The sequence below is a fragment of the Nisaea nitritireducens genome (assembly GCF_014904795.1).
Taxonomy (GTDB): domain Bacteria; phylum Pseudomonadota; class Alphaproteobacteria; order Thalassobaculales; family Thalassobaculaceae; genus Nisaea; species Nisaea nitritireducens.
The window spans coordinates 302,738-324,473 of record NZ_JACZFS010000009.1 but is presented as its reverse complement, the minus strand read 5'-3'; the positions used below and the strand labels follow the sequence as shown (position 1 = coordinate 324,473).

Annotated in this window: 20 protein-coding genes; 10 read left to right on the top strand and 10 right to left on the bottom strand. The window is 60.0% G+C overall.

Annotated elements, in window-relative coordinates; all coding sequences use genetic code 11:
- Window positions 1–26: 26 nt before the first annotated feature.
- On the bottom strand, window positions 27–434 hold the full coding sequence (locus tag IG629_RS03110) for a hypothetical protein (protein WP_319024998.1): 408 nt from the start codon (window positions 432–434) through the stop codon (window positions 27–29).
- A gap of 45 nt (window positions 435–479) precedes the next feature.
- Window positions 480–866, bottom strand: coding sequence for an acyl-CoA thioesterase (locus IG629_RS03105; protein WP_193170515.1), 387 nt, complete (start codon window positions 864–866; stop codon window positions 480–482).
- Window positions 867–970: 104 nt separating this feature from the next.
- Between IG629_RS03105 and parE the strand changes: the two genes are divergently transcribed.
- The 3 genes from parE to IG629_RS03090 all read left to right on the top strand — a co-directional run bounded on the left by parE (window position 971) and on the right by IG629_RS03090 (window position 5,038).
- On the top strand, window positions 971–2,977 hold the full coding sequence (gene parE, locus IG629_RS03100; protein ID WP_193170514.1) for a DNA topoisomerase IV subunit B: 2,007 nt from the start codon (window positions 971–973) through the stop codon (window positions 2,975–2,977).
- Between the two features lie 344 nt (window positions 2,978–3,321).
- Entirely contained in the window at window positions 3,322–4,704 is a 1,383-nt protein-coding gene (locus tag IG629_RS03095) for a DEAD/DEAH box helicase (protein WP_404923261.1), read from the top strand.
- 91 nt (window positions 4,705–4,795) lie between these two features.
- Complete coding sequence (locus IG629_RS03090; RefSeq protein WP_193170512.1) at window positions 4,796–5,038, top strand: Lrp/AsnC ligand binding domain-containing protein; 243 nt, start codon at window positions 4,796–4,798, stop codon at window positions 5,036–5,038.
- Window positions 5,039–5,044: 6 nt separating this feature from the next.
- Here IG629_RS03090 and IG629_RS03085 read toward each other — a convergent pair whose 3' ends face one another.
- From IG629_RS03085 to IG629_RS03070, 4 genes are all read right to left on the bottom strand, one after another.
- Window positions 5,045–6,262: a pentapeptide repeat-containing protein gene (locus IG629_RS03085; protein WP_193170511.1), complete on the bottom strand. Its 1,218-nt coding sequence runs from the start codon at window positions 6,260–6,262 to the stop codon at window positions 5,045–5,047.
- A gap of 124 nt (window positions 6,263–6,386) precedes the next feature.
- A complete protein-coding gene (locus tag IG629_RS03080; RefSeq protein ID WP_193170510.1) occupies window positions 6,387–7,049 on the bottom strand; it encodes an aspartate/glutamate racemase family protein in 663 nt (220 codons plus the stop codon).
- 11 nt (window positions 7,050–7,060) lie between these two features.
- Window positions 7,061–9,712, bottom strand: a complete 2,652-nt coding sequence (gene pepN / locus IG629_RS03075) for an aminopeptidase N (protein WP_193170509.1) — start codon at window positions 9,710–9,712, stop codon at window positions 7,061–7,063.
- Window positions 9,713–9,751: 39 nt separating this feature from the next.
- Complete coding sequence (locus IG629_RS03070; protein WP_193170508.1) at window positions 9,752–10,522, bottom strand: SDR family NAD(P)-dependent oxidoreductase; 771 nt, start codon at window positions 10,520–10,522, stop codon at window positions 9,752–9,754.
- A gap of 100 nt (window positions 10,523–10,622) precedes the next feature.
- On the opposite strand from IG629_RS03070, the gene IG629_RS03065 reads away from it, so the two are divergent.
- The gene (locus IG629_RS03065) at window positions 10,623–11,576 is read left to right on the top strand and encodes an NAD(P)H-dependent flavin oxidoreductase (RefSeq protein WP_193170507.1); all 954 of its coding nucleotides are present in this window, start codon (window positions 10,623–10,625) and stop codon (window positions 11,574–11,576) included.
- Between the two features lie 26 nt (window positions 11,577–11,602).
- Here the strand turns inward: IG629_RS03065 and IG629_RS03060 are convergent, their stop codons facing one another.
- On the bottom strand, window positions 11,603–11,986 hold the full coding sequence (locus tag IG629_RS03060; RefSeq protein ID WP_193170506.1) for a GcrA family cell cycle regulator: 384 nt from the start codon (window positions 11,984–11,986) through the stop codon (window positions 11,603–11,605).
- A gap of 308 nt (window positions 11,987–12,294) precedes the next feature.
- Between IG629_RS03060 and IG629_RS03055 the strand changes: the two genes are divergently transcribed.
- A complete protein-coding gene (locus IG629_RS03055) occupies window positions 12,295–13,239 on the top strand; it encodes a UDP-glucuronic acid decarboxylase family protein (protein ID WP_193170505.1) in 945 nt (314 codons plus the stop codon).
- Here the strand turns inward: IG629_RS03055 and IG629_RS03050 are convergent.
- The 3 genes from IG629_RS03050 to IG629_RS03040 form a co-directional block, all read right to left on the bottom strand.
- Window positions 13,218–14,795, bottom strand: a complete 1,578-nt coding sequence (locus tag IG629_RS03050) for an AAA family ATPase (RefSeq protein WP_193170504.1) — start codon at window positions 14,793–14,795, stop codon at window positions 13,218–13,220. The genes IG629_RS03055 and IG629_RS03050 overlap by 22 nt on opposite strands.
- A gap of 306 nt (window positions 14,796–15,101) precedes the next feature.
- On the bottom strand, window positions 15,102–16,262 hold the full coding sequence (locus tag IG629_RS03045) for an acyl-CoA dehydrogenase family protein (RefSeq protein ID WP_193170503.1): 1,161 nt from the start codon (window positions 16,260–16,262) through the stop codon (window positions 15,102–15,104).
- A gap of 50 nt (window positions 16,263–16,312) precedes the next feature.
- Window positions 16,313–17,020: a nitroreductase gene (locus IG629_RS03040; RefSeq protein ID WP_319024997.1), complete on the bottom strand. Its 708-nt coding sequence runs from the start codon at window positions 17,018–17,020 to the stop codon at window positions 16,313–16,315.
- 26 nt (window positions 17,021–17,046) lie between these two features.
- Between IG629_RS03040 and IG629_RS03035 the strand changes: the two genes are divergently transcribed.
- The 5 genes from IG629_RS03035 to IG629_RS03015 all read left to right on the top strand — a co-directional run bounded on the left by IG629_RS03035 (window position 17,047) and on the right by IG629_RS03015 (window position 21,729).
- Entirely contained in the window at window positions 17,047–18,258 is a 1,212-nt protein-coding gene (locus tag IG629_RS03035) for a CaiB/BaiF CoA transferase family protein (protein WP_036553113.1), read from the top strand.
- A gap of 120 nt (window positions 18,259–18,378) precedes the next feature.
- Window positions 18,379–19,296: an AAA family ATPase gene (locus IG629_RS03030; protein ID WP_193170502.1), complete on the top strand. Its 918-nt coding sequence runs from the start codon at window positions 18,379–18,381 to the stop codon at window positions 19,294–19,296.
- 7 nt (window positions 19,297–19,303) lie between these two features.
- Window positions 19,304–20,620: a vWA domain-containing protein gene (locus tag IG629_RS03025; RefSeq protein WP_193170501.1), complete on the top strand. Its 1,317-nt coding sequence runs from the start codon at window positions 19,304–19,306 to the stop codon at window positions 20,618–20,620.
- Window positions 20,621–20,678: 58 nt separating this feature from the next.
- Window positions 20,679–21,020: an XdhC family protein gene (locus tag IG629_RS03020; protein WP_193170500.1), complete on the top strand. Its 342-nt coding sequence runs from the start codon at window positions 20,679–20,681 to the stop codon at window positions 21,018–21,020.
- A gap of 1 nt (window position 21,021) precedes the next feature.
- Window positions 21,022–21,729 (top strand): XdhC family protein, encoded by a 708-nt coding sequence (locus IG629_RS03015; RefSeq protein WP_193170499.1) that lies wholly within the window; start codon window positions 21,022–21,024, stop codon window positions 21,727–21,729.
- Window positions 21,730–21,736 lie beyond the last annotated feature (7 nt).

Below are 21,736 nucleotides of genomic sequence, written 5' to 3'. Positions count from 1 at the left end.
CCCGTTTAGGTCCTTCGCAGGCAGACTCACGGCAATTCGACTTCGAGACTGCGCCCTCCCTCGCCATGCTGGCTGTCGCGCGCTCTCACAATTACCTTGCGTATACCATCCGGTATGGAAACGCCGGACAGCGACCGGGTGAACGGCTGCTCGTTGACATGCGGGTGATACAGCACGCGTTCGCCAAGCAGCGTTCCATCCGGCGCCAGTACCGACCAGGCATTCGCATAGTGGTCCCAACCCGTATCGGCGTGACGCACGGTCACATGAAAGCTGTATGAGTCATCAGCAGACCGCTCGACCTTCACGTTCTCAACATCGGCCTGCCCGGCCGATGTGCCGCCGCTCCCGAGCAACAGAAGCCCGGCAACAGCCATGTACAGAACGCGGCGATGTCGCTTCAGAACGTCGTTCAACACACCGAATATGCGCACACAGTACGCCTCCGAAAATCTGTTGGCAACCCGTCTCAGACGGTTTTACAGCTTCCGCTTCTTGCCGCTCTCGTCAAGCGCAACGAAGGTGAAATGGCCTTCGGTCACGAGAACTTCATCGCCCTGATAGGTTCCGGCGCGGATAACCCAGGCCTCGATACGAAAAGTCAGCGACGTGGTGCCCTGCTTCTCCAGGCTGGCATAACAGCAAAGGATATCGCCGACACGGACCGGCTTGTGAAAGGACATGGCTTCAACGCCGACCGTTGCCACACGACTTTTTGCCCGCTGCGCGGCGGCCGTACCTCCGGCAATATCCATCTGGCTGAGCACCCAGCCGCCGAAGATATCGCCGCTGGGGTTCGTATCCGACGGCATCGCGATCGTCCGGACCTGTAAGGTCCCGACCGGCTGACGTGCAACTTCTGTCATAACCACTCCTGATTGCTTGGCGAGTGTCGCCCATATCTTGTAGTATTCGCCTGACAGACTACAGGATAAACCTATTTTCTGGCTTCTGAGGACGCATCCCATCCATGTCGGACCTGTTTCAAAGCAACGCCGCCCGCAGCGATGATGACTATTCCGCGAAGGATATCGAGGTCCTCGAGGGTCTGGAGCCGGTGCGCCGGCGCCCCGGCATGTATATCGGCGGCACCGACGAACGGGCGATGCATCACCTTGTGGCCGAGGTCCTGGACAATTCCATGGATGAGGCGGTCGCAGGATTCGCAAGCCGGATCGAGATCGACCTCAATGCCGACATGACGGTCACCATCCGGGACAACGGTCGTGGCATTCCCGTCGATCCGCACCCCAAATTCAAGGACAAGTCCGCACTGGAAGTCATCCTGTCTACGCTGCATGCCGGCGGTAAATTCTCGGACAAGGTCTACAGCACATCCGGTGGCCTGCACGGCGTCGGTATCTCGGTGGTTAATGCGCTCTCCGACGTGATGGAAGTCGAGGTTGCGCGGGACAAGCAGCTTTATGTCCAGCGCTTCAGCCGCGGCATCACCCAGGGCCCGCTTGAGTCCAAGGGGCCGGTGCAGAACCGGCGCGGCACGACGGTGCGCTTTCACCCGGACGAAGAGATTTTCGGCAAGGCCCGCTTCCGTCCGGCCCAGCTTTACAGGCTTGCGCGCTCCAAGGCTTATCTCTTCAAGGGAGTCGAGATCCGCTGGTCCTGCGATACAGCACTGATCGGTGAAGGCGACGGGACCCCGACTGCGGCCACCCTGCATTATCCGGGCGGTCTCGCGGATTTCCTGAACAGCACGCTCGGCGACCGCGTTCTGATCGGCGAAGCCTTCGCCGGCGACAAGGAAGAAGGCGCCACACGCGAACGTGTCGAGTGGGCCGTGACATGGCCGGACGATCGCGATGACGGCTTCATGAACGCCTATTGCAACACCATCCCGACCCCCAGCGGCGGAACCCACGAGGCCGGTCTGCGGACCGCTTTGCTGCGCGGTATTCGCGCCTATGCAGAAATGGTTGGCGGCCAGAAAAAAGCTGCACAGATCACAGCAGAAGACGTCATGGGCGGCGCCTGCATCATGCTGTCCGTCTTCGTCAGGGATCCCCAGTTTCAGGGCCAGACGAAAGAACGGCTGGTCAGTGCCCATGCCAGCAAGCTGGTCGAACAGGCGGTCAAGGATCGTTTCGACCACTGGCTTTCCGCCAGCCCGGAAATATCGAACCAGTTGCTGGAGCGGATCACCGAACGGGCCGACGACCGCCAACGCCGCCGCCAGCAGAAAGAAGTCTCCCGGAAGACCGCGACACGGAAATTGCGGCTCCCCGGCAAGCTCGCCGATTGCAGCAAGTCGGAACAGGAGAGCACTGAAATTTTCCTGGTTGAGGGTGACAGCGCCGGCGGCTCCGCCAAGCAGGCCCGCAATCGCGCGACCCAGGCCATCCTGCCTCTCCGCGGCAAGATCCTGAACGTGGCCAGCGCCTCGACCGAAAAGCTGCGCGGCAACCAGGAACTGTCGGACATCTCCCTTGCCCTCGGCTGCGGCACAGGTGATCGCTATGACGAGGATCAGCTGCGCTATGGCAAAGTCATTATCATGACGGATGCCGACGTTGACGGTGCCCACATTGCCTCGCTGCTAATGACTTACTTCTTCCGTGAAATGCCCAAGCTGGTCGAGCAGGGCCATCTCTATCTCGCCCTGCCCCCGCTCTACCGCCTGACCCAGGGGACGAAATCAGTCTACGCACGGGACGACGCTCATCGTGAGGAGCTGATCCGGACGGAAATGACCGGACGGGCAAAGATCGAGGTCTCGCGCTTCAAAGGTCTTGGCGAAATGCCGCCGAAGCAGCTCAAGGAAACAACCATGGACCCGGAGAAGCGCATCCTGCTGCGGGTCGCCGTGCCGCCGGCGCTCAAGGGCCTCGATCCTGAAAGTGAAGATGCAGAAGCGCGCCGGGCGCTGGAACAGACCGTTGAAACGCTGATGGGACGGAAGCCGGAGCTTCGGTTCCAATTCATTCAGGAAAACGCCAAATTCGTCACGGATATCGACGTCTGATCCGGACGTCCGAAGCCGACTTTGAAAATATCGAAAACGGTTATCGTTTCATAAATATTACAAAAGTATGGTATGGATACTACACTCACCACCAAAACATGGCTGATACGCGCGGGTTAGGCGATCTCTATTGTTGACAGCGGCCACGCTACACATAATATCCGCTTCATCTTCGCGCCGAGCGCATTACAGACACCCTGTAACGCCTCAGCCAACGCGATAAAATAGGCGGTATCTTGACGTTTTCAGACCTTGGACTTAGCGACGCAGTTGTTTCTGCGGTAACCGATGCTGGTTACACAACACCCACTCCTATCCAGGAGCAGGCAATTCCCCATGTTCTCATGGGAAGAGACATTCTCGGCTGCGCACAAACCGGGACCGGCAAGACCGCGTCCTTCACTTTGCCGATGATCGACATCCTGGCGGCCGGACGGGCCAAAGCGCGGATGCCGCGCTCCCTGATCCTCTGCCCCACGCGCGAGCTTGCAGCTCAGGTCGCGGATAATTTCGTCAAGTACGGCAAATACAACCAGCTCAACATGGCTCTCCTGATCGGCGGCGTTGCCTTTGCCGAACAGGAAAAGAAGCTTGATCGCGGCGTCGACGTTCTGATCGCGACCCCGGGCCGCCTGCTCGACCATTTCGAGCGCGGCCGGATCCTGATGACCGACGTCAAGGTGCTGGTGATCGATGAAGCCGACCGGATGCTCGATATGGGCTTCATCCCGGATGTAGAGCGTATCGTCGGACTGCTGCCGCGTATCCGGCAAACTCTTTTCTTCTCCGCGACACTTTCCAAGGAAATCCGCAAGCTGGCGGATGCGTTCCTGATCAATCCGCGGGAAATCACCGTCGCAGCCGCCTCCTCCGCTGCCGAGACGGTCAGCCAGTGGCGTGTCGATGTAAACGCAAAAGATAAGCGCGACGCCCTGCGCAGTCTGATCGACAGCGAGAAGCCCGCCAACGCAATCATCTTCTGCAACCGCAAACGCGATGTCGGCATCGTGCACCGGTCTCTGAAGAAATCCGGCTACAACGCCGTTGAACTGCACGGCGACATGTCACAGCCGGATCGGATGAAGACGCTGCAGCGCTTTAAGGACGGCGATGCGGACTTGCTCTGTGCAAGTGACGTTGCCGCACGAGGACTGGACATTGCCGGCCTTAGCCACGTGTTCAATTTCGACGTCCCGACAAACGCGGAAGATTACGTGCACCGGATTGGGCGGACAGGACGTGCGGGCAAAGAAGGCCGCGCCTTTACGCTGGTCTCTCCCGAGGATGGGAAATATATCCAGGCCATCATCAAGCTGATCGGCAAGGATATTCCTGTCTTCAAGAATGCCGGCAAGCCGGCGGCCAAACAGACGGAGAGTGAAAGAACCGGCTCTGCGGGCACGAAAGCCGAACCTGCCGCGACAGAAGAAGTCGTCTCCGAAAATGTCGCGCCGGCGAAAGCGGATGCAGACGGTGCCGAGAGCAGTGACGAGAAACGCGGTGGCCGGAGTAGCAACGGTCGGAAAAAGCCCCGCTCACGCGGTGGCCGGGACCGTGAGCGCGCCTACCCTGGCGAGCGGACACCCGGTCCAGGCAATGTCACTGAGTTTCCTGCGCAAGAAGCGCGCGGCCGCAAGCCGCGACGTGACAGGGATGACGATTCCGGCAATAACGAAAAGATCGTCGGCCTCGGCGACCATGTTCCGGCGTTCCTGCTGCGCAAGTAGTAAAACCGATCACTCCAGCGGCGCCGCTTGATTTCGGCGCCCTTTTCGGAAACCATCAGAAGCTCTTCGCTTCCAGATACCGGGTTCCCCGATGCAGACTATTTTTGTTCAGGTTAAATGCGAGCTCGGCGAAGCCTACAATGTCGCCGACGCTGCCATCATGGATTTCGAGGAAGTCTCGGAGGTGCATTCGACCTCCGGGCAATACGATCTGATGATGAAGTGCTATCTGCCCGATGATACTGATATCGGCCGGTTCGTGACCGAAAAAATCCACAGTATCAAAGGCGTGAAAGACACCTTCACGATCATCACCTTCAAAGCATTCGGGTAAAGACGCTCAAGCGTTTTCAGACGCTTCCATTTCGTCAGATTCTCCGGCGCCGAAAATCGCACCGTCCGTTGCCGCAGTTTCGAACGACACACCGTCGAGCCGCGCACCGCTGAAATTCGTGTTCGTACAAATTGCCTTGTCCAGATTGGCGCCCGTCAGGGTTGACGGGAAACGGACCACGCGGCGGTCGCCGCGAGTGCTTAGAATGTTCACAAAGCTCAGGTCCGCGTCGGCCAGATTGACAGAGCCCAGATCCGCATTCATCAGGATGACGCCCCTCATGTCGGCGCTTCTGAAATTGGCTCCAGAGAGGTTCGTTCCCGTGAAATCAGCCATCGTCAGGAACGATTTTCCGAGATTGCACTTCTCGAGATTGGCTCCCGTGAATTTGGCTACGCTCAGATCGGCATACTGAAAATCAATCCCTGACAGGTCGGCGCCGGAGAAATCAGCCTGCTCTCCCTCCTTGCCGTCAGTTGCCAGCCACTTCATATGGCGCTGGACCTTGACCTTGAGGTCCTCCTTGAGGTCCCTGATGCCCAGGAACACGCGGCAATTATCGAGGCGCGCGCCTTTCATATCGCAGACGGATACGTCTACGTTCCGCAGTACCGCTCCTTCAAGATCGGCTCCGCGCAGGCTTGCCCCTTTGAGATTTGTCCCTGCCATCACCGCGTTTTTCATCCGCGCCAATTCCAGGTTTGCCCCTTCAAGATCGGCGCCGGAGAAGTTGACAGCTACGAGCTCGGCTTCCGAAAGATTGCTGTTGCGGAGCGATGCTCCTTCAAGATTGCTTTCGGTCATGTTGGCGCGTGAGAAGTTTGATTTATCAAGCACGGCATCCGACATGTCGACGCTCTGGGTCCGCTGCATTCCCGCATTGCGAATTTCACCCGGCCGCATGTCGGCTTCCCGGAAATCAGCGCCGCCAAGGCGCGCGCCGGTAAATTTGGAACCGCGAAGGTCCGCCCGGAAGAAGTTACACCCTGCAAGATTCGCCCGACGCATGACCGCACCGAACATATCAGCACCGGAAAAGTCGCCACGGACAAAGGCGGCACCGGTCAGGTCTGCGCCGGACAGAAGCGCGTTATGTAACTTTGCATTGGGCTCGCGCAGTCCCTTGAGACTTGCGTTTCTTAAATCGGCACGCTTGCATCCGGGCACGCCGTCGAGGAATCCTCGATGGAGCACTATGACTTCTTTAAGTGTCGCTTCATCCATCGAGAAAATTTCCCGCCCCAAGCCCGCAACAACTACATCAAAGGTTATTGAGCGGTTCTTTTCTGACCTTTTCAAGCACTAAAAGTTACAATAGCACTCTAATTTACATTGAATTGTATTGATTTCATGGGGATTTTAGCAGCGAAATGGTTAACGCATTGCTAACCGCCGCTTGAGTGGGGTCGATAACCGGAAGACCAAGATCGTCTTCCAGCGAGCTCCGGTAGCGCGCCATACCGGCACAACCGAGGACAACCGCCTGGGCTCCGTCACTATCCCGCAATTTTTTGCCGGTTTCCAAAAGTCTCCCGTAGGTGACGCTTTCGTTCGAAAGCTCAACCACCCCCAGTCCCAGGGCGCGCTCACCGGCGAGCCTGGATTCGAAGCCGAGCGTTCGGATATAGCGCAGATGCCGCGGAATGGATTTATCGAGAATCGCGACAACGCCGAAGCGCTCCACCGTGCTCATGGCACACAGCACGCCTGACTCGGCGATGCCATAGACCGGCTTGTCCGTCGCCTCCCGGCAGGCATGGATGCCAGGATCCGAATAGCAGGCGATGACGAAAGCCGATGCACTGTTTGCGCGCCGCGCCACGATCTCTCTTGTCTGCACCGCGGCAAGATCGACATCCGCCTGGCTTTCGATACCCGGCGGGCCGTCCGCATTGGTCAGGCATTCAATCTCCGGCCCGCCCGGCAGGCGCAGCGGGTCGAGCGCCGCGCTCATCGCCTCGGTAACGGCTTCCGTGCTGTTCGGATTAATGACGACAATTGGTTTCGTCACATGCTTTCCCATTATCCCAGTCCCTTGGTTACCAGTTCGGTGACATCCGGCGACAAGCCGGGTTGCCTCAGTATCCGTTCAAGACATTCCCGCATCATCCGCTGACGGGCTTCATCGTATTTCTTCCAGCGCGTCAGGGGGGCCACAAGCCGCGCAGCAATCTGCGGATTAAGACCGTCAAGCTTGATGATCTGATCCGCGAGGAAGCTGTAGCCACTGCCGTCTGCCGCATGGAACTGCACCGGGTTCCCGCTCACGAATGCCCCAATGAGCGCCCGCACCCGGTTCGGTGTGCCGAAATCGAACTTCGGATGCTGCAACAGCGCCTCGACCTCAGACAGGGTACCGGGCAGGCTGCTCATGGCCCGCAGGGAGAACCACTTATCGAGCACAAGCGGTGCGTTCTCCCAACGGTCGTGGAATGCGGCAAGAGCCGCTGTTCGCTCCGGACAATCTGTGCCGTTCAGCGCCTGCAGGGCAGCCATGGATTCCGTCATGCTCACGGCTTCCGATGCCTGCCGAGCGGCAAGAGCACGTGCATCCGCCTCCCCGCCAGCAACCAGATAGCCGAGCACAAGCGCCTTGAGCGCGCGTGAGCCCATCGCCGCCGTCGACATGTCGTCAGCGGCATAAGCCTTGGCCAGACGCTCATAGAGTGCCTGTAAGGCGTCTGCGTGCTTCAAGCCGATTTCCTTCCGTGCCGCACGGCGGACACGGTGGATGGCGTCCGGATCGGCCGGACGCATGGACTCGGCGAGCACGGACTCACCGGGCAGCGTCAGAAGCTCGGCCGCGAAGGCCGGCTCTAGTGAAGGATCACGCAGGATCTCCGCGACAGCATCGTGGAATGTCGCCTCAAGAACGGTTTCCCGCCCATCCATGGCCGCACTGAGCAACATCCGGGTCAGATAGCTCTGTCCCGCGTCCCAGCGGGCAAAGGGGTCGCTGTCATGCTGAAAGAGAAAGCGCTCCTCGTCTCCGCTGAGCCCGCTATGTAATTTTACCGGCGCCGAGAAACCGCGCAGCAAGGAGGGAATCGGAGGTGTCTCGACATTCTCGAACACGAACTCCTGTTCCTGTTCGATCACAGAAAGGACCCTGCTTGCCGGTGCCGTCTCCGCGTTCTCACCACGGAGCTGCAACGGCATCTCCCTGCCCGCGGGATCGAGCAGCGCCATCGAGAGCGGGATCAGCATCGGTTTCTTGTCGCGCTGCCCCGGTGTCGGCGGCAATATTTGGCGGACCTTGAGCGTCGCGGTCTTCGCGGACGCATCGTGGCTCAGCGAGACTTCAAGCTCCGGCGTACCCGACTGACTGTACCAGAGCCTGAACTGGCCGAGGTCGACACCGCTCGCGTCTTCCATGGCGGCGACGAAATCCTCGCAACGGACCGCCTGGCCGTCATGCCGTTCGAAATAGAGATCCATCCCCTGCCGGAAGCTCTCGGCGCCCAGCAGATTGTAGATCATGCGGATAACCTCAGCGCCTTTCTCGTAGATCGTCACCGTGTAGAAATTGTTGATTTCGACATAGCTTTCGGGACGGATCGGGTGGGCGGTCGGGCCGGAATCTTCCGGGAATTGAGCCGCACGCAACAGACGCGCATCGGCAACACGCTTCACCCCGCGGGAGTGCATATCGGAGGTGAACTCCTGGTCCCGGAACACCGTCAGGCCTTCCTTAAGGCTGAGCTGGAACCAGTCCCGGCAGGTCACCCTGTTGCCGGTCCAGTTGTGGAAGTATTCGTGGGCAACAATTCCCTCCAGCCGCTCATAGTCGCCGTCCGTCGCGGTTTCGGGATCGGCGAGCACGAACTTGCTGTTGAAGATGTTGAGCCCCTTGTTCTCCATTGCCCCCATGTTGAAATGACCCACGGCGACGATCATGAAGAGGTCGAGATCGTATTCCAGACCGAACACGTCCTCGTCCCAGCGCATGGAGCGCTTCAGGCTATCCATGGTGTGGGCGCAGAGGTGCTCGTTACCGTGCTCGACATAGATCCGCAGCGCCACGTCCCGGCCGGAGGTCGTACGGAAGCTGTCGGAGATACAGGCAAGATCCCCGGCAACAGCAGCGAACAGATAGGACGGCTTCGGAAACGGATCATGCCAGACTGCGAAATGGCGCCCCTCGCCTGCATCGCCGGTCTCGGTCAGGTTTCCGTTGGAGAGCAGGACAGGAAACCGTGCCGCGTCCGCTTCAAGCCGCGTCGTATAGACCGCCATCACGTCGGGCCGGTCTGGGAAATAGGTAATCCGCCGGAAGCCTTCCGCCTCGCATTGAGTGCAGTACATGCCTTCGGACATGTAGAGCCCCTCAAGCGCCGTATTTTTCTCCGGCACAATCGCCGTCACCACCTCGAGCGTGAAAGCGTCGGGGACTGCTTTCAGCGAAAGGCGGTCTCCGGCAATCTCGTAGCCGTCCGCACCGACAGAAACTCCGTTAAGGGTCAGGGAAACCAGCCGGAGATCCTGCCCGTCCAGCTCCAGAGTACCGGCCGAGCCCCCGCCCGGGTTGCGCCTCCCCTTCAGAACGGCAGTGACGATTGTCTCTCCGTCACGGAGATCGAAATCGAGGTCGACCGTATCGATGAGGAAAGTCGGCGGTGTGTAGTCCGCCAGGTTCTTCACTTTCGCTCGGGGGGCGTTGTCAACGCGTTCCATTTCAGCTCCGTATTCGCTGTGTTCTGTTATTGAAGAGGATCAATTGGCCATCCAGCCGCCGTCCACCATCAGGTTCTCGCCTGTAATGTAGGTGGCTTCATCGCTGGCAAGAAACAGAACCGCATTAGCGACGTCGCGGGGTAGGCCTAGTCGCGGCCAGGGTGTGCGCGCATGCGAGTAGGCCAGAATCGCCGGATCGGTGGCCGGGCCGCTCTTCCCCGTCAGAATCTTGCCCGGTGCCACGGCGTTGCAGACGATCCCGTCCGCCGCGTAGTCGCCAGCGATCTGCCGGGTCATGTAGACCACGGCAGCCTTGCCAGTCCCGTATGCGAAATCGTTGGGTGAGCGAACCATGCCATGCTGCGAGGAGATATTGACGATCCGCCCGCGCACCCCGTCCCGTTCCGGCTGGGTCAGCATCTGCTGAATGGCTCGCTTGCAGCCGAAGAAAACACCCCGGGCATTCACGCCCATGACCTTTTCCCAGTCTTCTTCCGTCGTCTCCAGGATCGTCTTGCTGACCCCGATGGCGGCATTGTTCACAATGATATCGAGCGCACCGTACTTCTCGACCGCAAGAGAGACAGCCGCGTCAACAGAGGCCCAATCCGCCACGTCCATCTTCGTGAACACTGCCTCTCCATCCATTGCCTTGATCTGGTCCAGCGTCTTCTCACCACCTTCGCGTGGCTCGTCCGTTCGATCTGCAATCACGATCCGCGCGCCCTCTTCGGCAAACCGGAGCGCGATGGCCTTTCCGATGCCCGAGGCGGCGCCGGTAATGAGCGCGGTTCTGTCCTTGAGGCGCATGATATCTCCAGGGTACGGGCACGCGCGCCAGGCGGGAGGGAGGATTGCGGCGGGCCGGTGAGACGACTAGGTTTTGCTAAACATAAATGGGGAGGGTGATTTGGCAATAACCACGGCACTGACGGACCGGCTCGGCATCGAACATCCCGTGCTCTGCGCTCCGATGGCACGGGTTTCCGGCGGAAAGCTGGCAGCCGCGGTATCGCAGGCAGGCGGCCTCGGTCTCATCGGCGGTGGTTATTGCGATCCTGACTGGATCGACACAGAGTTCGCCGCTGCGGGCAATGCCAGAATCGGTATCGGCTTTATCACCTGGCGCCTCGAACAGTTTCCCGAGGTTCTCGATCGCGCGCTCGAACGCCAACCGGCTGCCATAATGCTTTCCTTCGGCGACGAGAAGCCTTTCGCCGGCAAGATCAAAGCGGCTGGAGCAGCCCTCATCGCCCAGGTTCAAAGCCTGGAACAGGCAAAACGGGCAGCAGATGCCGGCGCCGATATCGTCATTGCCCAGGGCGGCGAAGCTGGCGGCCATGGCGCCAATCGCGGCACGTTCTCCCTTGTCGCGGAAGTCGTCGATGCATTGGCCGATATACCCGTCGTTGCCGCTGGCGGCATAGCAGATGGACGCGGATTGGCAGCTGCACTGATGCTTGGTGCAAGCGGCGTCCTTCTCGGAACCCGCTTTGTCGCGACCACCGAGTCCATGGCACCTGAGGCGGCCAAACAGGCTGTTGCCGCCGAAAGTGGCGATGTCACTGTGAAAGGCAGCACCTTCGACAAAGCACGCGGATTCGATTGGCCCGCGCCCTACGCACTTCGCACGTTCCGCAACAGCTTCGCGGAACGCTGGGAAGGCAAGGATTTGCCGGAATCCGCTATCGCGGAATTCGAGGAAGCCGCAGCGGTAGCCAATATGGAGATTGCTCCGGTCGTTGCCGGCGAGGCATCCGGCATTATCCGGGATGTCCCGTCCGCCGCTGAACTGGTGCCCCGGATCGTAGCCGAAGCCGAACAAAAATTAAGGGGCGCCACAGCATTCTGCAGCACCCCCTAACAAATCATAAGCCGAAAACCAGGCGATCAGGCTGCCTTGGTATCCCGCATGTTGGTGTATGCCACCGCGCAATGCGTGGAGCAGTACGGCCGTCCGGGCGACACACCGTCACCGCAGAATTTGAAGTCAGGAGACTTCGGGTCGCCAATGGGCCAGGAACATTTGTTCCGGTCCCATTCCTGCGCCGCGAGCGGCGATACTTTCCGCTTCTTCGGCTCGACCGGCTTGTCGGAGCGGACAATCGGCGACTGCCGCTTCGGCAACCCCATGCGGTGGACTTTGCCCACCACGGCATTCCGCGAAACCCCGAGCTCATTTCCGATCTGCGTGATCGACAATCCGTCCGCCCAAAGCTGGGTAAGCTGGCTCAGACGATCCTCGGTCCATGCGCTGACTGCGCTATCAGCCATTGTGCCCTCCAAGTATAACTTCCACTGTCGGCTGCTCCCGGCTCAACCGGGCGTGCACTGCATCGAAAAGACGCAATATGTTGTGCCGACGCAAGGGAACCCTACTCTTTCTTGTGGTTACTGTACAAGTTGATTCGGAATGATCTGGACGATTCGCGCCGATTCAAGGACTTACGGCGAAACGCTCCCACGGCACTCAAACAGGCGCCTGAACAGCGCTCGATGCCTGCCCCATTTGCACCCGCGCGTGGATGCGGTATGCAGATTGAGGAGATTTGCTTTTTACGTGACAGTTCGGCGGTCGACCCATGAAAACAGTCCCGAAGCGCGTTCTAGTGACCGGGGGCGCCGGCTTCGTCGGCTCTCACCTCTGCGAACGACTGCTGGAGCGCGGCGACGACGTTCTCTGTGTCGACAATTTCTACACAGGCATGCGGCATAACGTGGCCCATCTGCTCGATCATGCGAGTTTCGAGCTGATGCGGCACGACATCACCTTCCCGCTCTATGTCGAGGTGGACGAGATCTACAACCTCGCCTGCCCGGCCTCGCCGATCCACTACCAGCGCGACCCCGTACAGACCACCAAGACCAGCGTGATCGGCGCCATCAACGTGCTGGGGCTGGCCAAACGGGTAAAAGCCAAGGTGCTGCAGGCCTCGACATCCGAAGTCTATGGCGATCCCACCGTGCATCCGCAGACCGAGGAATACTGGGGCAACGTAAACACCACCGGGATCCGGGCCTGCTATGACGAAGGGAAGCGCTGCGCCGAGACCCTGTTCTTCGACTATCTGCGACAGCACAAGCTACGCATCAAGGTGGCCCGGATCTTCAACACCTACGGCCCGCGCATGCACCCGAATGACGGGCGTGTGGTCTCCAACTTCGTCCTCTCCGCCCTGCGCGGCGAGGATCTGACGCTCTATGGCGACGGCAGCCAGACCCGGTCCTTCTGCTTTGTCGACGATCTGGTCGATGGCCTGATCAGCCTAATGGACAGCAAAGACAGCGTTACCGGCCCGATCAATCTCGGTAATCCGACCGAAATGACGGTGAAGGAACTGGCCGAGACCGTTACGGAGCTGGTCGGGGGAAAGAACGGGATTTCCTACCATCCGCTCCCTCAGGACGACCCAATGCAGCGCCAGCCGGACATAGCCAAGGCCAAGGACCTGCTCGAATGGGAGCCGAAAGTCGGGCTTCGCGACGGTCTTGAGAAAACGATCGCCTACTTCCGGGATTTCGCCTGAGTCTTGGCAGGGTTGGGCTTTTCCTGACGACCTGCCTGAAGAATATCCATCAGTTTCTCCTCGAAAGGGAAAGGTAACGGAGGCTCGACGAGAGAGCCGGTTGCGGGAACAGCGCGCTGGTCCGACCAGCGCCGAAGCTCGGTGATCTCTTCGGCTCTCGTAATCGACAGCGGCCTTGTTGCCAGCACCGACATTTCGAGGTGCTTTTGCTCGAGGCGCGGCTCCTTGCCCAACTCATCCGCTTCGGAAAACGCCGCGATCAGCGCTTCTCGCACAACAGCTTCGATTTCAGCACCGCTGAACCCGCCTTCACCGGAAGATTCGTCCCGCCCTGTCAACGCAGTCAGTCTCTCAAGATCGTATTCGTCCGGGTCGTGCCCCATCCGGGCCATGTGGATCTTGAAGATTTCCGTACGTTCTTCATCGTTGGGGAGATCGATGAAGAACACCTCATCAAACCGCCCTTTGCGGAGGATTTCGGGCGGCAGCAGAACGGTCTCGTTCGCAGTCGCGATGACAAATACCGGAGCGGTCTTCTCCTGCAGCCAGGTGAGGAAGGTGGCCAGGACTCGCAGGGACACACCGCTGTCCCCCACATGCCCGCGATTGCGCGGCAACCCCTTCTCGATCTCGTCAATCCAGAGGACGCAGGGCGCGACCGCCTCGCAGATCGAGATCGCATGCCGGATATGCTGCTCTGAGGCCCCTACGAGGGATGCATAGACGCGTCCCATATCGAGCTTGATCAGCGGAATGCCCCAGGACGTTGACGTGCATTTCGCCGCGAGCGATTTGCCGCAACCGGGCACTCCGGTCAGCAAAACTCCTTTCGGAGCAGAAATTCCGAAGGCATGCCCCTTCTCGCTTGAGGCAAGAGCGCGCTTTCGCAGCCACTCCTTCAGGTTATCGAGCCCACCGACATCGTTCATCGACCAGTCCGTGGTATCGACGTATTCAAGAATCCCGCTCTTTTTCACGACATCCTGCTTGAGCCGATAGATCCCTTGGACATCTTCTCTCGACAGCTTTCTGTCATCGACAAGGGCATCGGAAAGCGCGTTACGAATTTCGTACATCGTCAGGCCGCTTGCGGCGTTCACAACCGCTTCCTTGAGAAAGTCGACATCCTCATCGAGCTTGATGGCCGCGGAAGCCTCCAGGCGTTCCAGAATATCGTCCACCCAAATCTTGATTTCCTCTTTGGTGGGAAGCGGGAATTCCAGGTGCAGGATTTCTTTTTCAAGTTCCTGGCTTAGTTCACCGTCGGCCGAAACAAGCAGGATGACTCCGTTCTTCGCAGAAAGCCGGCTTTGCAGAGCGAAGTCGCGGAGCCGTCTTCTGTGAGCCGGATTATTCTGGCGTTCAATCAGGTAGGGCGAGGCGTCGAGCAGAACGAGAAACGTCTTACGGCGTTCGGATCCTTTTTTCTCCCGCTCATGGTCGAGCTTCCGTTCAAGCACCTCGATCGCCGTCATCACGTCCGCGTTTTGACCGGTTTTCGGCAGGAATGGGGGCGTTTTCTCGGGCCGATTCAGAATTGTCCCGATCCGTTCCATGTGAATTCCACGGGTACAAGACCAGAAAATGACATCGCATTTTTCTTTAATGGCGACCCGTTCAATACTGTCGATCACGCGATTTTCTTCAAAAGAGCGGATCGCTATTATCGGGTGAAGAGACGAAACGGCGTGCGTCAGTGTTTGTTCGAAATCTTTTTGCGTACTGATCTTCACTGCAATGCTCTCCTCACCTGACCATTTCTACTCTTCAGCAGACGAGGCATAATGCCAATACTGAACGAAATGATTTAGCTACAAGGCTATCAGCCGTAGAAACAGTAGCAATTGATTTATATCAGGCACTCAGGCCCGCTGGTTAAACCGTCGACCGACCAGAGCAGCTGCGATGTTCACCTTCTGGATATCGATGGCGCCGCCGGCGATACCCCAGCCCCAGCCGTCGCGCAGACGCTGTTCCATGCCGTAGGACTTGGAATAGCCGTAAGCTCCCATGACCTGCAGGGCCGAGCCAGCAACATCGCGGACGATCTCGTTGGCGAAACATTTGGCGAGGCTTGAATCCAGCACGGACGGCAGGCCGTCCTCGGCGTTCTTGGCAGCACGGTAGATCAGCAGGCGTGACGCCTCCACCCGCATGGCCATCTCGGCCAGCTTCATCTGCACCGCCTGGAATTCCACCAGCTCCTTGCCGAAGGCCTTGCGCTCCTGAGTATAGGACAGCGCGGTTTCGAAGGCGGCCGACGCGATGCCAAGGCACATGGTGGCGTTGCCGCAGCGCTCGAGATCGAAGGCTTCCATGAGCTGTCGGAAGCCACCCGCCGGAACAATGACGTTCTGTTTCGGGATCTCGACATTGTCGAAGAAGATGTCCGCGCTCGGGATTCCGCGGAAGCCCATCAGGCGTTCCCGCTCCCCGAAGCTGACACCCTGCATTCCCTTTTCGACATAGACGGCGCCAATCCCCTTGGCGCCGGGCGCATCGGACATCTTGCAATAGGCCACATAAGCCTCCGCATGCCCGCCACCGGAGCACCAGCGTTTCTGACCGTTCAGGATCAGCTTGCCGCCCTCTTCCTTCACCCGTGTCTTCAGGTCGGTCAGCGCCGATCCCGCATCCGGCTCCGACATGGCGACGGCGACGGTCAGCTCACCGGCGCAAACCTTGGGCAAGACCTGCTTTGCCAATTCCGAGGAGGCAAAATGCTCGACCGCACGGCAGGGTCCGACGGAGGATTCGAAGATCGGAAAGGCAACGGCCGGAGAAACCTTGGCGAACTCCTCCAGAACGATCAGCGCTTCCAGATTGCCGAGGCCGAGCCCGCCATATTCTTCCGCTACATTGATCCCGAGGAAGCCCATCTCCGCATAGCGCTTGATATGCTCCCGGGACGGCGCTTCGTCCTTTTCCTCAAGCTCGCGGGCGACTTCCGTCATTTCCTGCGTCGCAAAGCTGCGCGCTGTCTCCTGCAATTCGCGCTGCTCGTCGGTCAGCTGGAAATCCATGAACGTTCCTCCGGATCATTTTTGTCTTTATCGTTTCAATTGAAATGAGTTTAGCCGCGATGAAAGCGGACGTAATCCTCAAGAGGTACACGTTCCGTAATAAGTGTATTCTCCGGTTGCGACCAATCCGCCTTGCCGAGAGCCATACCGGCAACAACCACGTCCTCTTCGCCAATCGGAACATGGTTCCGGATCACCTTGTGAAAGGTGGCGAAAGCGGCCTGCGGGCAGGTCTCCAGCCCATGGCTGCGGGCCAGCACCATGACGTTCTGCATGAACATGCCGAAATCGAGCCAGCTGCCTATTTCCAGCCCCCGATTGATGGTGAAGATCAGGCCGACAGGCGCATCGAAGAAGGTGAAATTCCGGGCGTGCTGCGCCTTGGTCTTCTCGAAATCCCCTTTCTTGATATCCAGCAACCCATAAAGCGCCCAGCCGACCGCGCGGCGGCGCCCCTTGAAGGGCTCGAAGAATTCTTTCGGGTAATACTGATACTCGCCGCTATGCCCGCCCTCATGGTGTGCTTTCACCAGATCGGTGCACAGCGCGTCACGAGCGCCGCCTGTCACGACCTCGACCTTCCAGGGCTGCATGTTGGTTCCGCTCGGCGCCCGGCCGGCGAGGTAGAGGATGCGGGCAATGGTTTCCTCGGATACCGGGTCGGGCAGAAAGGCCCGGACGGAGCGGCGCTGCGAGATGGCCTCCTCGACAGGGTTCAGGTTTTCGTATCCGGTCTCTATGATCGGTGCGTCTGTCACGGTTCTTCTCGGGAAAATTGATCAAAATGGCTGGTGAACTTGCCGCCGGGCCCCTTGCGGGGCTCAGGGTGCTCGATCTGACATCGGTCCTGCTTGGACCTTATGCGACGCAGATCATGGGCGACATGGGCGCCGATGTCATCAAGGTCGAGTCTCTCGATGGCGATGTCACCCGCAATGTGACGCCATTCAGGACGCCCGGTATGGGTGCGGTCTTCATGAACGTGAACCGCAACAAGCGGTCGCTCAGCATCGATCTGAAGAATGCCGCCGCGCGGGACGCATTCCTCAAACTGGTGCCGGAAGCGGATGTGCTGGTCTGCTCGATCAGACCCGGCGCCATGCGCCGTCTCGGCCTCTCATACGAGGATCTGAAATCACTCAATCCGGGGCTGATCTATTGCGGCGCCTACGGCTTCAGCGAGAACGGCCCCTATGCCGGCCGCCCCGCCTATGACGACATTATCCAGGCCGCCTGCGGCCTTGCCGCGTTGCATGAGCGGGCGGACGGCGCCCCGGCCTACAGCCGCACCGTGCTGGCGGACAAGGTCACCGGCCTGATGTGCCTCTCCGCCATCACCATGGCGCTGGTGGCCCGAGGGCGGACAGGCAAGGGCCAGTTTGTCGAGGTGCCGATGTTCGAGAGCCTTGTCGCCTTCATGCATGTCGAGCATCTGCAAGGCGCGAGCTTCGAGCCGCCACGCGGCACGACCGGCTATGAAAGGGTGCTCGCCCCGCACCGCAAGCCGTATCGATCCAGCGACGGCCATGTCGCCCTGCTGCCATACACGACCCGGCACTGGACCACCTATCTCGAAGCCATCGGACGCAGCGACATTTCTTCAGAGAGCTGGGTTACCGACCCAGCCGAACGATCCCGCAATATCGGCAGGCTCTATGAAATCGTCGCGGAGACCACGCCAACCCGCAGCTCGGCCGAATGGCTTGCCCTGTTCAGCGAGATCGACGTCCCGGCCATGCCCGTGCTCGGAACCGAAGCCCTGCTGCAAGACCCGCATCTGGACGAGATCGGCTTCTGGCCCCTGTTCGAGCATCCGAGCGAAGGGCCGATCCGCATGGTCGGCCAGCCGATCCGGTTCGAGGATACGCCCGCAAGCTACCGTCTCGGTGCCCCGCGTCTTGGCGAGCACAGTGCAGAAATCCTGAGCGAGGCTGGTATAGAGGCCGAGGGAATCGAAGCTTTGATCGCGGCCGGCGCCGTGAAACAGGAGCATTGACCGGGTATCCATTCCCGGAGAGCACAGAATTGGTGCTCTCCCCGAGGCGCCCTGCCCTTTAATCACCCCCTGCCGCGTGTTATCTGAAAGACATCACCGAGCAATGATCCGGACCTGTTCATGACCGCTTCGCTTCCTGCCTCCGTGGCTGACACACTTTCCCTGCTTGCCAAGGGCCAGTATGTCGCCGACACGCCGCTCGCCACCGCGTTGCATCTGGCGCTGCAACTGAAGCGGCCGCTTTTCCTGGAGGGCGAGGCCGGCGTCGGCAAAACGGAGATCGCGAAAGTCCTGTCGGAGACGCTGGGACGGAAGCTGATCCGGCTGCAATGCTACGAGGGTCTCGATGTGTCCTCGGCTGTCTATGAGTGGAACTATTCCCGGCAGATGCTGGAAATCCGCATGGCCGAGGCCGAAGGCGGTACCGACCGAAAGGCATTGGCGGCCGATCTGTTCTCGGACGAATTCCTGATCAAGCGCCCGATCCTGCAGGCGCTGGAGAAAACCGAAGGCGGCGCCCCCATTCTGCTGATCGACGAGTTGGACCGAACGGATGAACCTTTCGAGGCCTTCCTGCTGGAAGTGCTCTCCGACTATCAGGTGACCATTCCGGAAATCGGCGCCTTCACCGCGGAAGAGCCGCCAATCGTCATCATCACCTCGAACCGGACCCGAGAAATCCACGACGCCCTGAAGCGGCGCTGTTTCTATTACTGGGTCGATTACCCGAACGCCGAGCGCGAGCTGGAAATCCTGCGCAAGAAAGCGCCGGGTGCCCCGGAAGCCTTGAGCGCCCAGGTCGTCGCCTTCGTGCAAGAGCTGCGCAAGATGGACCTGTTCAAACAGCCTGGCGTGGCGGAGACAATCGACTGGACCCATGCGCTGGTGCAGCTCGACTATCTCGCGCTCGACCCGGCCGCTATCGACAACACGCTCGGCGTGCTGCTGAAATATCAGGACGATATCCAGAAGATCCAGGGCAGCGAGGCCAACCGTATCCTGACGCAGGTGCGGAGCGAACTGGCGATGGCCGGTTAGAACGGTCATGGCGCCGCTCGACGAAATCGGATCGCCCGGCGAACTTCCGGCCCTCCCGGAACCGCCTGAAGGCGGCGGCGGCAAGCTGGTCGACAATATCCTGTTCTTTGCCCGCGTGCTGCGCGCGGCGGGGCTGCCGGTCGGACCCGGCAAGGTGCTCGACGCCATCGAGGCCGTGCGCACCGTCGGCATCACCGATCGGACGGTGTTCTACTGGGCTCTGCACGCGGTCTTCGTGAATCGGCGGGACCAGCGCGAAATCTTCGATCAGGCCTTTCACATCTTCTGGCGCAACCCGCGCATCCTCGAGAAGATGATGCAGATGGTTCTGCCGGAAATGAAACTGGCAAGCGACGGCAGCGAGGACGAGGCGGAGAAGATCAGTCGCCGGGTCGCCGAGGCACTGAGCCAACAGCAGGAATCCGGCACGGAGAGCAGTGCGCCGGAAGAGGACAGCGAACAGGAAATCCAGCTCGACGCGGTGATGACCTATTCCGAGCAGGAACTGCTGCAAACGATGGACTTCGAGAAGATGAGCACGGAGGAAATCCGCGCCGCGAAGAAGGCCATCGAGACAATGCGCCTGCCGCTGGCGGACATTCCGACCCGCCGCTTCTCCCCCAGCCGATACGGCAACAAGGTCGATCTCCGCGGAACCTTGCGCCAGGCATTGCGTTCCGGCGGCGATATCATTCCGCTGCAGCTGAAGAAGCGCCGGATGCGTCCGCCACCGCTGGTCGTGCTGTGCGATATCTCGGGCTCGATGACACGCTATTCGCGCATGCTGCTGCATTTCATGCATGCCGTGACCAACGACCGGGACCGGGTGCACACATTCCTGTTTGGCACGCGCCTGACCAATGTCACCCGATATCTGCGCCACAAGGACGTGGACGAGGCGCTGGACAAGATCACCGGCGCGGTGGAGGATTGGTCCGGCGGGACCCGGATCGGCCACTGCCTAGAGGATTTCAACCGTGACTGGTCCCGCAGGGTTCTGACCCAGGGAGCGGTCGTTCTGCTCATCACCGACGGGCTCGACCGGGAAGCCGGCAAAGGCCTTGGTGCCGAAATGGAACGACTGCATAAGTCCTGTCGCAGGCTGATCTGGCTGAACCCGCTGTTGCGGTATGATGGCTTCGCCCCCAAATCTATGGGGGTCCGGGCCTTGTTGCCGCATGTGGACGAATTCCGGCCGGTACATTCGCTCGACAGCCTTGAGGATCTCGCAGAGCTGTTGGGCAAACCCGCCGGGATAAGACGAAGCGGCATGACAGGCTGGCTCGGAAAACTGGCCGAGATCGAAGCGGCGGAGGTGGCGTAGGGAGCCCCTCTCCCGCGAATGGACCTGGGACAGGTCCTTGATGGGAAGGAGACCGGCTATGGATAAATACGATCCTACACAACAGGACGATATTCTTGGACGGATCGCTGAATGGCGGCGCGACGGGCGCCGTATCGCGGTCGCAACGGTCATTAAAACCTGGGGCAGCTCTCCGCGTCCGGTGGGCAGTCAGCTCGCCATAGACGATAGCGGGGCCATGATCGGCTCGGTTTCCGGCGGCTGCATCGAGGGCGCCGTGGTGCGCGAGGCCATGCAGTCCATTCAGGACGGCAAGCCCCGCACGCTGGATTTCGGGGTCAGCGACGAGCAGGCCTGGGATGTAGGGCTCGCCTGTGGCGGCGAGGTAAAAGTTTACGTGGAACGGATCGAAGGACAATAAGATGCAAGCCGAGCTGTTCGACGCCCTGATGGCGTACCGGGAGCAAAAACGACCCGTGGCCATGGTCACGCGTCTCGAGGATGGCGCGCAGGCACTGGTCACACCGTCCGGCACCGAAGGCGCGCTCGACCTCTCGAACGCACAGATCGACGAAGCGCGGACCCGCATGCGGGACGACCGCAGCGGGATCAGCGCGGACGGCGCGCATTTCACCCATGTCCACAATCCGCCGCTGCGCATGATCATCGTCGGCGCGGTTCATATCAGCCAGTTGCTGGCCCCGATGGCCGCGCTTTCCGGCTATGCCGTCTCCATCATCGATCCGCGCGCCTCCTTCGCGACCGAGGACCGTTTCCCCGGCATCGCGCTAAGCGACGACTGGCCGGATGAAGCAATGGAAGCGATGAATCCGGACAGCCGGACAGCCATCGTCACCCTGACCCACGATCCGAAGCTGGACGATCCGGCATTGCACGTCGCACTGAAAAGCGACGCTTTCTACATCGCCTGCCTCGGCAGCAAGAGAACCCATGCGCGCCGCCTGGAACGGCTACGCGAGGAAGGCTTCACCGATGCCGACTTCCAGCGCATCCATGGCCCAGCCGGCCTCCCCATCGGTGCTGTCTCCCCGGCGGAGATCGCGATTTCCGTGATGGCCGAGATGACCGCCGTGAAGCACGGAACCGAGCCTCTTCGAGCCGCGGCCTGAGGCACGC

Excerpts from the sequence above, each read along its gene's own strand:
- IG629_RS03090 (WP_193170512.1), top strand. The coding sequence starts at position 4,796 with ATGCAGACTATTTTTGTTCAGGTTAAATGCGAGCTCGGCGAAGCCTAC.
- IG629_RS03050 (WP_193170504.1), bottom strand. The coding sequence starts at position 14,795 with ATGGAACGGATCGGGACAATTCTGAATCGGCCCGAGAAAACGCCCCCA.
- IG629_RS03055 (WP_193170505.1), top strand. The coding sequence starts at position 12,295 with ATGAAAACAGTCCCGAAGCGCGTTCTAGTGACCGGGGGCGCCGGCTTC.
- IG629_RS03015 (WP_193170499.1), top strand. The coding sequence starts at position 21,022 with ATGCAAGCCGAGCTGTTCGACGCCCTGATGGCGTACCGGGAGCAAAAA.
- IG629_RS03045 (WP_193170503.1), bottom strand. The coding sequence starts at position 16,262 with ATGGATTTCCAGCTGACCGACGAGCAGCGCGAATTGCAGGAGACAGCG.
- IG629_RS03105 (WP_193170515.1), bottom strand. The coding sequence starts at position 866 with ATGACAGAAGTTGCACGTCAGCCGGTCGGGACCTTACAGGTCCGGACG.
- IG629_RS03060 (WP_193170506.1), bottom strand. The coding sequence starts at position 11,986 with ATGGCTGATAGCGCAGTCAGCGCATGGACCGAGGATCGTCTGAGCCAG.
- IG629_RS03020 (WP_193170500.1), top strand. The coding sequence starts at position 20,679 with ATGGATAAATACGATCCTACACAACAGGACGATATTCTTGGACGGATC.
- IG629_RS03070 (WP_193170508.1), bottom strand. The coding sequence starts at position 10,522 with ATGCGCCTCAAGGACAGAACCGCGCTCATTACCGGCGCCGCCTCGGGC.
- IG629_RS03095 (WP_404923261.1), top strand. The coding sequence starts at position 3,322 with ATGGGAAGAGACATTCTCGGCTGCGCACAAACCGGGACCGGCAAGACC.
- pepN (WP_193170509.1), bottom strand. The coding sequence starts at position 9,712 with ATGGAACGCGTTGACAACGCCCCCCGAGCGAAAGTGAAGAACCTGGCG.
- IG629_RS03030 (WP_193170502.1), top strand. The coding sequence starts at position 18,379 with ATGACCGCTTCGCTTCCTGCCTCCGTGGCTGACACACTTTCCCTGCTT.
- IG629_RS03085 (WP_193170511.1), bottom strand. The coding sequence starts at position 6,262 with ATGGATGAAGCGACACTTAAAGAAGTCATAGTGCTCCATCGAGGATTC.
- IG629_RS03035 (WP_036553113.1), top strand. The coding sequence starts at position 17,047 with ATGGCTGGTGAACTTGCCGCCGGGCCCCTTGCGGGGCTCAGGGTGCTC.
- parE (WP_193170514.1), top strand. The coding sequence starts at position 971 with ATGTCGGACCTGTTTCAAAGCAACGCCGCCCGCAGCGATGATGACTAT.
- IG629_RS03025 (WP_193170501.1), top strand. The coding sequence starts at position 19,304 with ATGGCGCCGCTCGACGAAATCGGATCGCCCGGCGAACTTCCGGCCCTC.